The sequence below is a fragment of the Natranaerobius trueperi genome, assembly GCF_002216005.1.
GTDB lineage: Bacteria > Bacillota > Natranaerobiia > Natranaerobiales > Natranaerobiaceae > Natranaerobius_A > Natranaerobius_A trueperi.
The window spans coordinates 70,967-84,531 of the sequence record NZ_NIQC01000001.1 but is presented as its reverse complement, the minus strand read 5'-3'; the positions used below and the strand labels follow the sequence as shown (position 1 = coordinate 84,531).

The 13,565-nt window shown below is 32.2% G+C and carries 15 protein-coding genes; 11 read left to right on the top strand and 4 right to left on the bottom strand.

Annotated features, from left to right (window positions below):
- Positions 1 to 482: 482 nt before the first annotated feature.
- Complete coding sequence (locus CDO51_RS00405) at positions 483 to 2,945, top strand: Lon protease family protein (protein ID WP_240503442.1); 2,463 nt, start codon at positions 483 to 485, stop codon at positions 2,943 to 2,945.
- 21 nt (positions 2,946 to 2,966) lie between these two features.
- Positions 2,967 to 3,902 carry a nucleoside hydrolase gene (locus tag CDO51_RS00400; RefSeq protein WP_158212248.1) on the top strand — a complete coding sequence of 312 codons (936 nt, stop codon included), beginning with the start codon at positions 2,967 to 2,969 and terminating at the stop codon, positions 3,900 to 3,902.
- 43 nt (positions 3,903 to 3,945) lie between these two features.
- Here the strand turns inward: CDO51_RS00400 and CDO51_RS00395 are convergent, their stop codons facing one another.
- The 3 genes from CDO51_RS00395 to CDO51_RS00385 form a co-directional block, all read right to left on the bottom strand.
- Entirely contained in the window at positions 3,946 to 5,139 is a 1,194-nt protein-coding gene (locus CDO51_RS00395) for an acetate/propionate family kinase (protein ID WP_089022325.1), read from the bottom strand.
- A gap of 96 nt (positions 5,140 to 5,235) precedes the next feature.
- Positions 5,236 to 5,613 (bottom strand): hypothetical protein, encoded by a 378-nt coding sequence (locus tag CDO51_RS00390; protein WP_089022324.1) that lies wholly within the window; start codon positions 5,611 to 5,613, stop codon positions 5,236 to 5,238.
- A gap of 68 nt (positions 5,614 to 5,681) precedes the next feature.
- On the bottom strand, positions 5,682 to 6,029 hold the full coding sequence (locus tag CDO51_RS00385) for a hypothetical protein (RefSeq protein WP_089022323.1): 348 nt from the start codon (positions 6,027 to 6,029) through the stop codon (positions 5,682 to 5,684).
- 100 nt (positions 6,030 to 6,129) lie between these two features.
- Here CDO51_RS00385 and CDO51_RS00380 point away from each other — a divergent pair, with 100 nt between their 5' ends.
- The 3 genes from CDO51_RS00380 to CDO51_RS00370 all read left to right on the top strand — a co-directional run bounded on the left by CDO51_RS00380 (position 6,130) and on the right by CDO51_RS00370 (position 7,981).
- Positions 6,130 to 6,810, top strand: a complete 681-nt coding sequence (locus tag CDO51_RS00380) for a hypothetical protein (RefSeq protein WP_143824644.1) — start codon at positions 6,130 to 6,132, stop codon at positions 6,808 to 6,810.
- A gap of 45 nt (positions 6,811 to 6,855) precedes the next feature.
- Positions 6,856 to 7,473, top strand: coding sequence for a TVP38/TMEM64 family protein (locus CDO51_RS00375; RefSeq protein WP_089022321.1), 618 nt, complete (start codon positions 6,856 to 6,858; stop codon positions 7,471 to 7,473).
- Positions 7,474 to 7,690: 217 nt separating this feature from the next.
- A complete protein-coding gene (locus CDO51_RS00370) occupies positions 7,691 to 7,981 on the top strand; it encodes a hypothetical protein (protein WP_089022320.1) in 291 nt (96 codons plus the stop codon).
- Positions 7,982 to 8,018: 37 nt separating this feature from the next.
- Here CDO51_RS00370 and CDO51_RS00365 read toward each other — a convergent pair whose 3' ends face one another.
- Entirely contained in the window at positions 8,019 to 9,098 is a 1,080-nt protein-coding gene (locus CDO51_RS00365; protein ID WP_089022319.1) for a polysaccharide deacetylase family protein, read from the bottom strand.
- 206 nt (positions 9,099 to 9,304) lie between these two features.
- On the opposite strand from CDO51_RS00365, the gene CDO51_RS00360 reads away from it, so the two are divergent.
- From CDO51_RS00360 to CDO51_RS00335, 6 genes are all read left to right on the top strand, one after another.
- Positions 9,305 to 9,490 carry a hypothetical protein gene (locus tag CDO51_RS00360; RefSeq protein WP_089022318.1) on the top strand — a complete coding sequence of 62 codons (186 nt, stop codon included), beginning with the start codon at positions 9,305 to 9,307 and terminating at the stop codon, positions 9,488 to 9,490.
- A gap of 59 nt (positions 9,491 to 9,549) precedes the next feature.
- A complete protein-coding gene (locus CDO51_RS00355; RefSeq protein ID WP_089022317.1) occupies positions 9,550 to 10,347 on the top strand; it encodes a lytic transglycosylase domain-containing protein in 798 nt (265 codons plus the stop codon).
- A gap of 141 nt (positions 10,348 to 10,488) precedes the next feature.
- Complete coding sequence (locus CDO51_RS00350) at positions 10,489 to 11,010, top strand: MATE family efflux transporter (protein ID WP_089022316.1); 522 nt, start codon at positions 10,489 to 10,491, stop codon at positions 11,008 to 11,010.
- 28 nt (positions 11,011 to 11,038) lie between these two features.
- Positions 11,039 to 11,368, top strand: coding sequence for an MATE family efflux transporter (locus tag CDO51_RS00345; RefSeq protein WP_089022315.1), 330 nt, complete (start codon positions 11,039 to 11,041; stop codon positions 11,366 to 11,368).
- A 166-nt stretch (positions 11,369 to 11,534) separates the two neighbouring features.
- Positions 11,535 to 12,620, top strand: a complete 1,086-nt coding sequence (locus CDO51_RS00340) for a hypothetical protein (RefSeq protein ID WP_089022314.1) — start codon at positions 11,535 to 11,537, stop codon at positions 12,618 to 12,620.
- 91 nt (positions 12,621 to 12,711) lie between these two features.
- Complete coding sequence (locus CDO51_RS00335; RefSeq protein WP_089022313.1) at positions 12,712 to 13,437, top strand: 4Fe-4S binding protein; 726 nt, start codon at positions 12,712 to 12,714, stop codon at positions 13,435 to 13,437.
- Positions 13,438 to 13,565 lie beyond the last annotated feature (128 nt).

Sequence of the window (13,565 nt, the reverse complement as noted above, 5' to 3'; positions counted from 1 at the left end):
TGGGGTTGTCTTGGCAATTACTTTTTGTATTTTTACTCTACCATAACATTTACTGCGTGCATCCTTCTCCATGACAATTAATAAGATGGTCAGACCATCTTATAACTTTATTTTAATTCAACTTATTTTAAATGTCAAGAAAATTCAGTAAAAACAATTTTCGCTGTGCTAGTTTATGATATTCTTTTCCTACAGGTCAAGTACATTATCTGTACTTGACTTGTAATTAGCAGCATAATTCACTTTTTGTTGAATAATTTCTACGGTTTGTTGGGCAGTTTTATATGTTAGGCCCTTTCTTGAGAACGGAGTGTTTCATTTCCTATATCTAATGATAATTGGGCTTTTTCATAGACACTGATAAGTCCTGTAATAAAACTAATAACGATTAAGTTTAATATGTTTTTCATGTTTCATTGTAACTTAATTGGATTATTTCAAGGAAATAAACAGGATTTACTGATTATAAAAAAGAAGATATAGTGAGTAAATACTATAGAGATTTAGAAAGGAGTCGAGTTTTAATGACTGAAAAAATCACTCCTCTAACAAAGGAAAAACTTAGAGCTTATTGTGATGAATCAATATTTGAGCCTAAATCAACTAATGATATGAAACCTTTAGATGGAATTATCGGTCAAGATCGTGCGGTTAAAGCAATGGAATTTGGTTTAAAGGTACAAAAACAGGGATATAACATATACATGGCTGGTCCTACTGGAACTGGTAAGACTAACTATGCAAAAAAAATGACAGAGTCAGTTGCTCGTACTATGGACCCGCCTTCTGATTGGTGTTATGTCTATAACTTTTCTGAACCTGAATCACCAAGGGCTTTAAAACTGCCTGTTGGAGAAGGTCGTAAATTAGTAGATGGTATGGATAACCTAGTACAAGAATTAAAAGATGAAATTACCAAGGCTTTTAAAACTCAAGCATATGAAGAACAAAAGGCTCAGATCTTTAGAGAATATCAGACTAAAAGGCGAGAGCTGATAGATCAAATGAATGAAGTAGCCGAGGAGTATCAATTTAGGTTTAAAAATACTTCATCAGGAATTATCTCTGTTCCAGTAATAGATGGAAAAGAGCTAAAACAGGATGAACTTGATGATTTAGATACTGATACTAAACGTGAGTTAGAGGAACAATCCTCTAAACTACATGTGAATGTGATGAACCTTATGAGTGAATTAAGGGATTTAGAAAAACAGTTAAAGGATAAGCTAGATGAATTAAAAAATAAGAATGCAGAGGAAAGTATAGCACCTTTAATGGATCCTTTGTTTGAAAGATATAGTGAAAATGAAAAAGTGATTGATTATTTAAAAGAAGTAAAAGAAAATATCATAGAAAATGCTGAAGATTTTATTAGTAAAGATGATGATGGTGATGGAAGTTCTTTACCAATGTTAATGGGTGGTTCTAAAGAAGATGTTACGGAAAAGTACAAGGTAAATTTATTAGTAGATAATTCACAAAAAGAAGGTGCTCCTGTTGTAGTTGAAACAAATCCTACATATTACAATCTATTAGGTAGTATGGAATACACTAATAGAATGGGAACAGCAGTGACTGATTATACTATGATTAAACCTGGTGCACTTCATAAAGCAAATGGTGGTTATTTAATTTTACAGGCAATTGATGTCTTAAAAACACCTATGGCCTATGAAGTATTAAAAAGGGTTCTTAATAATGGTGAGCTTCGAATAGAAAATTTAGGAGCACATATTGGAATGGTAGCAATGTCCTCTTTACGACCAGATGAAATACCACTAGATGTAAAAGTTATTATAGTTGGTAATGAGCGGTTATATCATATGTTATATAGATATGATGAAGAATTTCCTAAGTTATTTAAAATTAAAGCTGATTTTGATTCAACTATGAAGCGAACAACAGAAAATGTACAAAAAATGGGTGAGTTTGTAACAGCAGAATGTGAAAAAGAAGAGCTTAAGAACTTTACATCTTGTGGAATTTCAAGATTAGTAGAATATAGTTCTCGACTTGCAGGACATCAAAAGAAGTTATCAACTAAATTTAATAACCTTGTAGAGATAATGTCTGAAGCGGATGCTTGGGCATCAATTGAAGGTGATGAGTATGTATCTAGAGAGCATCTAAATAAAGCAATTAGTGAAAAAGACTATAGAGTTAATAGACCAGAAGAGAAGATTCAAGAACAAATAGATAATGGTAATATCATGGTTACAACTGAAGGTAAGGCTACAGGTCAGATAAATGGTCTAGCTGTCTATAATTTAGGAGATCATATGTTTGGTAAACCATTTAGAATTACTGCTAATACTTTTCCTGGTGAAAAAGGGATAATCAATATTGAAAGAGAAGCAAAGCTTAGTGGAAAGATACATGATAAAGGCGTATTAATTTTATCTGGTTTAATTAATGGAATCTTTTCTAAAAATGAAAAACTAGGATTATCAGCGACGCTATGCTGTGAACAAACCTATGGCGGTATAGATGGTGATAGTGCATCTAGTACAGAAGTTTATGCTATCTTATCAAGTTTAACAGATATTTCGATAAGACAAGACATAGCAGTAACTGGATCTGTTAATCAAAAAGGTGAGATTCAACCAGTAGGAGGAGTAACTGAAAAAATCGAAGGATTTTTTACTACTTGTAAGTTAGCTGGCTTTACAAAAACCCAAGGAGTTATGATTCCAAAGCAAAATGAACCTAATCTTAACTTATCTGATGAAGTGATCGAAGCATGTGAACGAGGAGATTTCCATATCTATTCTATCTCTCATATAGAAGAGGGGATAGAGCTCTTATTCAATAAAAAAGCGGGTATTAGAGATCAAGATACTGAAAATGACACAGTTTATAAACGAGCAAAAGATAGGTTAAAAACCTTTAAGGGACGTAAAAAACCAGTTAAAAAAGATACTGAAATTAGAGAACCTCAACATTAAAATTAAAGGAGTGACTTACTGGTGAAAGTGATATTTGATACAGATCCGGGTTTAGATGATGCCATTGCTCTATTTTTTATGCTAGGTAGATCAGATAAATTAGAACCATTAGCTATTACAACCGTTTTTGGAAATGTTTCAATAGAAAAAACAACAGAAAATGCTCTTAAATTAGTTGAATCTATTAAAAAAGAAGGCATATCAGTACATAGTGGAGCTAGTCATCCACTTGTACGAGATCTTACTACTGGTGAGTTTATCCATGGAGATTCAGGATTAGGTGATGTAGAACTAGATAAACCTAAGAAACAGATAGAAGATACTAAAGCTGCCGTATGTATGGCAGAATATGTACTAAAACACCCTGGTGAAGTAACTATTATAACTGTTGGACCAATGACAAACCTTGGACTTGCTATGAGACTTTTTCCTGAAATTAAGGATAACTTAAAAGAAGTGATAGTGATGGGTGGTTCAGTAGGATTTGGTAACAGGACAGCTTCTGCTGAGTATAATATTTTTGCTGACCCCCATGCAGCTCATATAGTGTTTGAAAGTAATGTTCCGATAACAATGATTGGTTTAGATGTAACAAAGAAATCTTCCCCGTCTAAAGAACATATAGAGCAGTTACAAGAAATAGATAACAAAGCTAGTAGTTTAGCCTTAAAGTTTTTGGATTTCTATAGAAAGAAATTTGATAAAGATAAGAATATTGCTCTTCATGACGCTTGTGCTGTTGCATACGCTATAGATCCAAGTATTTTTACAACAAAAGAGATGGATGTTCGTGTTGAATTAACAGGAACCCATACCTTTGGAAGAACAGTATGTTCTAAAGGTCAAGAAGAAGTTGTTGATGAGTCAAGAAAGGAAAAACGCCCTGTAAATGTAGCTTTAGAAATTGATCGAGAAAAATTCTTTAAAGAACTAATAGAAGGATATAGAAGATTATAAATGTAAAAAGTGCCCTCTAAATTGGAGGGCACTTTTTTCTAATCTATTTAGCAAGTGCTTTAGTTTCTCGTGCAATCATCAGTTCTTCATTAGTTGGAATAACTAGTACTTTACATGAAGCATTATCTTTACTTACATCAGTTTCTTTACCTCTAACCTGATTCTTTTCTTTATCAAGTTCAATTCCTGCATATGACATATCTTCTGTAACAGCTTCTCTAACACCTGGTGAATTTTCACCTAGGCCTGCTGTAAAGATGACAGCATCGGCACCATTTAAAGTAGCTAGATATGAACCGACATATTTTCTTACATTATAATAGAAAACATCTAAAGCAGTTTTAGCTTTTTCATTACCATCTTCAGTTGCTTTTTCAATGTCACGGAAGTCGTTACTAACCTCAGATAATCCTAATACACCAGATTTTTTATTTAAGATGGTATCCACTTCTTCAATAGTTAAATCTTCTTTATCCATTAAATATTTAATAATAGCTGGATCTAAGCTACCAGAACGTGTTCCCATTACAAGTCCTTCTAGAGGAGTAAGTCCCATACTAGTGTCAACTGATTCACCTTTATCAATAGCTGCAACACTAGCACCATTACCTAAGTGACAAGTAATTAGCTTAAGTTCATTTAATGGTTTTCCTAACATTTCAGCTGCTCGATTAGCAACATATTTGTGGGAAGTGCCATGGAATCCATATCTTCTAATACTATGCTTTTCATAATATTCATAAGGTAGACCATATAAATATGATTTTTTAGGCATAGACTGATGGAATGCAGTATCAAATACAGCTACTTGTGTTACACCAGGCACATTTTCCTTAGCAGCTTCAATTCCGTAGATATTTGGAGGGTTATGTAGCGGAGCTAGACTAATACAACGATCTAAAGCACTCATAACCTCATCATTAATAACAACAGATTCAGAGAACTCTTCTCCCCCGTGTACAACTCTATGTCCTACTGCATCAATTTCTTCAAGTGAAGATAGAACTCCATGTTGTTCATTAGTTAGAGCATCAACAACTAATTTAAATGCTTCTTTGTGATCACTAACATCTTTTTCGATTTCTGTTTCGTCACCATTGTGAGGTTCATGCTTTAGTTTAGAGCCTTCAATACCGATACGCTCAACAACACCTTTTGCTAAAACATCCTCATTTTCCATGTTAAAAGCTTGATACTTAAGAGAAGAACTACCACAGTTAATCACTAAAATCTTCATCATCACGCCTCCTTTATGTTATTTAAATAACGAACAATAATTCTCACCCACTATTGTATTAACTTTTCCAAGAAAAAACAAGGTTCTTACAGCATATTACATATAATTTCTAAGAATTTTGGTTACAAAAAAACTGCTTCCAGGTACTATCACAACTAACCAAAATAAAATAAATGAAAAATTATTAATGAATCCATATCCTAGTGTAACTAAAACACCTAAATAAATAATTAATATAGATATTTCTCTTAAAAGAGTTTTTTGGCTTGTAACTTTAACATGACTACGAAGGAGACTTATCATATAGTTATAATCTATAAAATAGTTTAGTAAAGAAAAAGGAAGTAGTAATCCGGTGGTAATTAATGAAAGTCCTAGATTAGTCCCTTGAAAATACCTAGCTACAGTAACTGTTAATGATAATACTCCTCCAAAGGCCACTAAAAAAATAACCCAATTTATTTTCTGTAACATGGTATCTCCTCCGTACAATTCATATAAATAAAACTACAACAAAAGCTCCTCAGGGGATAGAGGAGCGACTATTTTAAATCAAAAATTCTGACATCACTGATGTAATTTGGATCTACCATCATTTTAGAATTATTATTTGTTTTGATGATTAATAACCCTTTTTCATTAGCACCTAAAAAAACACCTGTTTTCCAGCCATTATTTGACTTTAATTTAAAACTAATTCCTGAACCACGAATTATTTGTTGTCCTTTGATTGTAGCGTAAGTTTGGAGGCGTTGAAGTCGTTTTTTAGTTCTTGCATCTTTTATTTTGATACTTAAGTAAATTAAAGATAGTGCAATTATAAAGGGACCGACATCAGTTTCAAAGAGAACTCCTTGTACGAATTTAAATAAATTAATTATTTGTTTCATTATTTTCACCTCCCTTCTACTATTATAAAAGAAAGAACGATTTAGGTGAACCATTTTTTTAAAAAAGATGTCTATATAAAGGGGGTTAATTAGTTTGTTTATGAGAAGGCTAGTACTTATGAGTAGAGCTGAAAAAATATTTATGTTTATAATGATATGTTTATTTATTGGAGTTATTATTTGGTTTTTTGCTTGGATAAACACGGGAGGAGCAGATATTTCTGATTCTAGAGAAATTTGGCCATTAGAAGAAGGGGCTAGTTGGAGATATCAAGTTGAAGGAGAAGGAGCTGAAGATGAAGTAATAGTTACAGTAACTAAAGCTTTAGATCAAAGTACTTATCATCTTCAATTTGATTATGGAAGTCATGAAACCTTAGAACAATATACCTATCAAGATGATGGATTAATTTGGGATGCAATTGAAAACCCTTTGGGAGAATATCAACGAGTACCAGCTCAATATTTAATTAAGTTTCCCATTGATAGAACACATGAATGGGAGTGGCAAGGTGAATTACTGCCAATATCCGGTGAAGAGTTGGGGTATAGTGGAAAAGGAGAATTTACTCAATCTGGGCTTACAACTATTGATTTACCAATTGGTAGATATGAGGGTATTGAAATAACGAGTACGATGAATATTAATATACAGGGAGAAAAAAATGAGATTGAAGAAACAAGAGTTTATGTGCCTGAAATTGGTTTGGTAAAACAAGAAGTTGTAGAAAATGGACAGTTAAAATTAAAAAAATTATTAACCGATTATCAGATGGAGTAATAACTGTATAATTAGAAAACAATTTGGTTTAATGGTGGTGTTATTATGAATAAAAGATATCTAGTACTACTACCGTTTATTGGAGCTATTTGTGCTTATTTTTTTATGGCAACTGAAGGCATTAGCCCACAAAGTTTGCGACCTATATTAGTTAAATGGCAAAGGTATGCACCAATTATATTTTTAACTATGCACACTATTCGACCATTAACTTTTCTTCCTACGTCTTTGTTAGTATTATTAGCTTCATTATACTTTGATTTTTTTACAGGATTAATCTTAAATTTAACTGGTTTAATATTAGGTATGACTTTAGCATATTTTTTAGGTAACTATTCAGGACGTGAATGGTTAGTTAAAAAATACCCGAAAAGTAAAGATATATTGACTAAAATTCAGTCAGGTGGATGGCCACTTATAGCTAGTATTCGGTTATTTCCATTAGTTCCTGTAGATATACTTAGTTATACTAGTGGAGTTTGTAATATCCCGTTTATTTCTTATATAACTGGTTCTATTTTAGGATCTTTACCTTCACTTCTTTTCATTATGACTTTAGGAGCGGGTGTAAGAGGTGGTGACTTTATAGTAATAATCCCATCTGGTTTATTGTTTACTTTGTTGATTATTTGGGCTTGGAAAAAGCTAAAAAAGGTCTATTAAAACTAGAAATGGACAAGCTTAATAAAAGTTTGATATCATCTAAACTATCAAACTGAGATAAAACATATGAAATTTAACGTTTAGTTAAGTGGTAGTTACCCTAGCATGTTCATACACTAATTTTTTCACACCTTTTTTGAAATAGGACTTTTAAAACTCATAAGAGTAATCAAAGTAAAGATTACAGGGATATTAGTGTATTAAAGGGAGGGATGGTATGTTTAGTATTTATCAAATTCTATTGATACTAATTGGAGCTAGTGCAATTATCGTACATTATATTTATGACAAAAAAAATTGGGTAGATGTATACGCAGGTGCTCAAAGTAATATAGGAGAGGTTCAAGAGATATATAAAATATTAAGAGATAGTGGTGTTAAATGTAGGTTAAAGACTAGAAATCAACCTATTAGTAGGATGCAAACATCTCAAATCGTATCAGCTGTTGTTCAGGTTAAAAAGGATGAAGAACATAAAGCGACAAAACTTATTAATGAAAAAAGATAACAGGGCTATTTTAAAACAGCCCTGTATTGATAACAGTTTATGGAATTGCTTTAAAGTTATATCCGTCAAAACTTAATTCATGTAAAACTTTCGGTAGTGCTTTTATTGTATTGTGACTACCTGGTGAATCATGTAAGAGAACTATTGGGTCCTGTCTTGTATTAACACCTTCTAATACATTATGTTTAATGGTTTGTGGTTTTGGTGTAGGTATAGCTGTATCACCAGATGATACACTCCAGTTATACACTTTATAACCATGTTCATTTAGAACCTCACGCATTTCATCTGTTAAATGCGGATAAGATCCACCAGGTGGACGAAAGATTGTTGTTTCTTTTCCAATAATATCTTTTATTATTTCTTCAGTTTTAATAAGTTCTTCTTCAAAAGATTCAGGTGAGTCGTAAACTTTGTCATAATCATGGGTATAACTATGGTTTCCTATTCTGTGTCCTTCATTATGGATTCTTTGTAAGATGTGTGGGTTATTTTTAGCTGCCCTACCAATAACAAAAAAAGTTGCCTCGGCATCATACTGATCTAATAAATCTAAAACTTGTGGTGTTAAATTGCTAGGTCCGTCATCAAATGTTAAATAAACTATTTGGTCATTAGATGTTTCTGGGAGTGGTTCTAAACTTTCTCCAATTTTATCAATAGATTTTTCTTCATCACCTGTAGTTATTCGTACAAGGTTGTATTCACTTACCCAGTCTACATCTAATTCAAAAAGTTCCATAAGGTCTCTTAAGGGAAGCCAAGTGGTACCCCTTGAAATCTTAGGTGGGTTTTCTAGTTCATGATCATCGTAATTTTTTTCAGCTATATTACTACCAGGGGTAAGCTTAATTAAATCCCATTCTTTATGGATAGTAATTAGTTCTGTTTCACTATCCCAACTTACATTAGCTCCAACTTCTTCAAAAACCCCCCTAAGTGGTACCATTGTTCTACCATTAATTATTCTTCCTGGTATTGGAACTAGTGTATCATCAACTACGATTTGTGTTTGCTTGATAGTTTTGTCCATAGCAACGGTATTAGATGGCATTATTATTAAAAAACCTAAAATAATTGAGATAAAAAGTGATAATAGTACTTTAGTGTGATTCATAGAAAGCTCTCCTTCCAACTTAATTTTATAGCTTTACACTATCTTTTAAAAAATATGCACGTATATGTATAATTATAATCAATTCTGTTAAATTTAACAATTAGTACCATTGAAATATTTTCTATAGATAAGATTAGAGCTTATTTTTAACTATTGTAATCTTAGGATATTATGTTATAATATTCCGAGTTGAAAGGAGGAGAATGATGACTCAAAAATGTGTTCTTGATTTTGAAAGTTCCTGTAATAGTTGTGGTGAGTGTAAATTATGTGATTTAGATAAAGAAGTTGAGTGTATAAACTGTATGAAATGTGTACTAGATGATAAAGAATCAAGGTTTATGACAATTGATGAAATAAAAAATGATCCCAAAAAAAAAGATGACATTTAAACTGAAAAACTTTCATATAAATTGTAGAGGTGCATAAAAAGGAAAAAGGAGGGAGAGCTATGCATACCATTGGGGGCGCAGATAAGCTTTATTTACTGTTTGTCATTGGATTAATTTTAATCATGGCTTACTTACTCTTACTTGAAGATGAAACTGTATCTTTATTTAGTAGTGAAGATAGAACAGAAAGCTTTGAAGGACAATTAGATTTATATCGGATTAGAAGCTATTTAAAACAACAAGTAGAACAAGAAACTCTCACAGAGCATGATGAGACCCAAACAGTCAGCAGGGTAAGAAAACAGTTCTCTAATAGAAAAGATACTGAAGATGAAGTTATAGAGGATGATACTAACTTTCATATTTTTGAAACACCATTTGAACAATTAGAACCAGAAGCTAAAATGATTTCTGAAATTACACCATTACCTAAAGAAGTATCTGAAAAAATACTTGATCAAGCAAAAGGTTTAGAGTTAGACTTAGCACTATTACTAGGCTTAATAAAAGTAGAAAGTCATTTTGATCCACAAAACGTTAGTGGAGCAGGAGCTATAGGGCTAATGCAGCTTATGCCACATACTGCAGAAGCACTATCTAATAACTATAATTTCGAGTATTATCAAGAACGATTATATGACCCATTCTTTAATGTTAAGCTTGGAACTAAACTATTAAGATATTTAATTGACACATATGATGGTGATATTCACAAAGCATTAACTGCTTATAACCGTGGTCAAGGTGGACTATCTAGCTATATGAGTCGTAATGGTACAGCAGAAAGCAGTTTTTCACATTGGGTATTAGAAGAGGCTACAGTATTTGAAAACAAGTTACAAAAACATACTCACTAAATTTGGGACCTAAGACAGGTCCCATTTTTTTATCAAAAAGGATTTTAATTTCGCTTCACGAAAAAACCTACATAAGCATTTCAAATTATATTACTAAATAATATGTTAATTAGTAATATAATTTGAAAAGGAGAGACATGTATGTTTAAACAACTGTCCGGTGAACAAAGAAGAGAATTAATCTTAAATGGTAATTTATACAAAGCTGTAACTTTTTTGGCATGGCCCGTTATGATACAGTCAACCATGATGATCTTAGTTGGTGCTGTTGATATGATGATGGTTGGACATTTAGGTTCAGATGCAGTTGGCGCTGTCGGGATGGCACGACAGGCCATTCAAATTATTGGGATATCTATTATGGCTGTTGGGATAGGTTCAACAGCGACTATTGCAAGATACTATGGAGATAAAGACATAAAGGGAGCGATAAATGCTACCGGACAGGCATTGTATTTTTTTGTGATTTTTGCTTCTGCTAATACATTAATAGGCCTGTTATTTTCTGAAGGAATTATGCATTTATTAGGAGCAGAAGGTGATCTATTACTTTTAGGGTCTAAGTACCTAACAATCTTTTTTGCAGGTTTAATATTTTTCTTGGGCAATTTTACCTTACGCTCTATTTTTCAAGGTACAGGGGATACTAAAACACCGACCTAGATTGATTTTGCAACTAACTTAATAGTTAATTAACTTATTTGATGGTGAACCAGAGGTTATTAGGATTGGTAGTAATTTTGTACGGATATTAGCAATTGTTGAACCAATACATGCTATGGGACTTATTTTAGCAAATGCTCTACAGGGTGCAGGTGACACTATGGCACCTTTCTATATTTCAACATGGGTTATACTTAGAATTCCGTTTGCTTACTTTTTTGCTTTTATTATTGGTCTACAATCATCAGGTATCTGGATAGGTATGGCTCTTACACAATTATTACAAGGTGTATTAACTGCACGTAAATGGAAAGAAAAGGAGATAGTTTCTGAAGAAAAATATACTGTTGAAAGTTAATACCTATAATAACAGGAAAAACAAACTATTTTATAGAATATATTACCATAGAAACAGATAGTGTAGGTAAAATTATACTATTTGTTTAGGTTTTACATAAAGGAGACACACTGGCTAAGAAATTTAATAACCTAGCGAAAATAAACTAATCTGGAGGTGTTTTAAGATGCATAAGTTGTTACAAGATAAGTCTAAAAATATTGTGCTGTTAATACTTTTAGTAACTACCCTAATAATGTTAACTGGTTGTGGAGATGAAAATGGTGAAGAGGAAGTGGATGAACCTATTGATGAATCTTCAAATGAAGAAAAAACACAATCTGTAAGTGATATTGAGCTTGTAAGAAGAGAAAAACCACTCTTTATTTCTGATAAAAAAGTTCTTTATACTGGTCTAAGAGAAGACTATTATGAAAAAGATGAGAGAGAAAAACATTGGGAAATCTTTTATCATGACCTAGAAACGGATGAAAATGAAGTAATAGAAACTGAATTTTGGGTTAACCTTGCTTCTTATTTAGATTTCACCGGTGAGTATCTAATTTTACCACAAGAAATAGGGGAGTTAGAAATTTTAGATACTGATTTTAATTCGATAGATGTTCTTGGAGCAGAATGGATAAAAGGTTATCTAGAAGATGATTCTCTTTACTTTAAACCTAGTGGTTTAACTGACTCTGAAATTGAAAAATATAATGTAGATGACAAGTCAATAGATTCTTTATACCATAGTGAAGGACAGGTTATGTTTGAGTTATTAGATAGTGATAAAGGAATTATATATGAAGAAAATCAAAGGCAGATAAAGGAATTAAATTTAGAAGATGGTACTAGTAACCAAATTAAGGGTTTTAATAATCAGGTGTTAGACCTAGAAGTTGGTTATATAACTCCTAGAGAAAAAGATATGTTTATTGTAGCACTTGATTCAAATGTAGGAAGTACTATTGAGATTTATAATACTAACGGAGATAGAGTGCAAAGTTTTGATTTTCAAGGGTTTGAGCCAAGTTTAAATTTATCGCCTACAGGAGAACATCTGTTAATTACAGTAGAGGATAAAGGTGGTCCGATTACTACTCTAGTTGATTTAAATGATTTTTCTAAAAAAGATGTACCTGGTATAAATAATGCATCTTGGGGACCTAATGGTGATAAATTTGTTTATGAAACACCTATTCGTGATGTAGAAAAGTATAATTTAGATGACAATACAACGAAGGAATTACCTCTACCTACAAAAAATCATTAAAAATTATTCTGAGTATGATACGTATCACAGATCCACTAAACATCTACTGTTAAAATGTAGCTAACAATTAACAACAGAGGAGGTAATTCGGATGGTCAAAAGAAAAATTGTTCAAATAGATGAAGAAAAGTGCGACGGTTGTGGTTTATGTGTACCCGCATGTGAAGAAGGTGCTATTGAAATTATTGATGGAAAAGCTCGTTTAGTAGAAGATAAATTATGTGACGGATTAGGAGATTGTCTTGGTGAGTGCCCACAAGATGCAATTCAAATTATTGAGCGTGAAGCAGAAAATTTTGATGAAGAAGCTGTTAAAGAACGACTTGAAGAGCTAAGAAAAGAGAAGGCTAAAAAAGAACAACAAGCACCAGTTGGTGGAGGATGTCCTGGAAGTAGAATAATGCAAATTAATAAAAAAATAGACACTAAGGAAGATAATAGTAAAGAAGCGAGTTCAGAGCTAGAACAATGGCCTGTACAGCTACATTTAGTTTCACCACATGCACCTTATTTTGAGGATAGTGATCTGTTAGTGGCTGCTGATTGTGTACCTGTTGCCTATCCTGAGTTTCACAGAAAATTATTAAAAGGTAAATCAGTTGCTATTGGTTGTCCTAAACTAGATGAAGCTGATGCTTATATTGAAAAGTTAGCACAAATATTTACTGTTAATGATATAAAAAGCGTCACTGTAGCAATTATGGAAGTACCTTGTTGTTCAGGACTTCTAAGTATTGTAAATAAAGCTATTGAAATGTCAGGAACAGATTTAGAAATTAATCAACAAGTAATCGGAGTAAATGGAGAGAAAAAGTAAATAGTAGTCCTTTAAGTCGCAGTTTAGCTGCGACTTTTTTATTATTAATTAGAAATTTTAATATAACCACTTTTTTTATTTTAGAGTCGGTGATATCATTATTTAGAGGCTCAAAGGAAATGAGGTGA

Excerpts from the sequence above, each read along its gene's own strand:
- CDO51_RS00390 (WP_089022324.1), bottom strand. The coding sequence starts at position 5,613 with ATGTTACAGAAAATAAATTGGGTTATTTTTTTAGTGGCCTTTGGAGGA.
- CDO51_RS00370 (WP_089022320.1), top strand. The coding sequence starts at position 7,691 with ATGTTTAGTATTTATCAAATTCTATTGATACTAATTGGAGCTAGTGCA.
- CDO51_RS00395 (WP_089022325.1), bottom strand. The coding sequence starts at position 5,139 with ATGAAGATTTTAGTGATTAACTGTGGTAGTTCTTCTCTTAAGTATCAA.
- CDO51_RS00355 (WP_089022317.1), top strand. The coding sequence starts at position 9,550 with ATGCATACCATTGGGGGCGCAGATAAGCTTTATTTACTGTTTGTCATT.
- CDO51_RS00335 (WP_089022313.1), top strand. The coding sequence starts at position 12,712 with ATGGTCAAAAGAAAAATTGTTCAAATAGATGAAGAAAAGTGCGACGGT.
- CDO51_RS00340 (WP_089022314.1), top strand. The coding sequence starts at position 11,535 with ATGCATAAGTTGTTACAAGATAAGTCTAAAAATATTGTGCTGTTAATA.
- CDO51_RS00385 (WP_089022323.1), bottom strand. The coding sequence starts at position 6,029 with ATGAAACAAATAATTAATTTATTTAAATTCGTACAAGGAGTTCTCTTT.
- CDO51_RS00360 (WP_089022318.1), top strand. The coding sequence starts at position 9,305 with ATGACTCAAAAATGTGTTCTTGATTTTGAAAGTTCCTGTAATAGTTGT.
- CDO51_RS00380 (WP_143824644.1), top strand. The coding sequence starts at position 6,130 with ATGAGAAGGCTAGTACTTATGAGTAGAGCTGAAAAAATATTTATGTTT.
- CDO51_RS00350 (WP_089022316.1), top strand. The coding sequence starts at position 10,489 with ATGTTTAAACAACTGTCCGGTGAACAAAGAAGAGAATTAATCTTAAAT.
- CDO51_RS00375 (WP_089022321.1), top strand. The coding sequence starts at position 6,856 with ATGAATAAAAGATATCTAGTACTACTACCGTTTATTGGAGCTATTTGT.
- CDO51_RS00365 (WP_089022319.1), bottom strand. The coding sequence starts at position 9,098 with ATGAATCACACTAAAGTACTATTATCACTTTTTATCTCAATTATTTTA.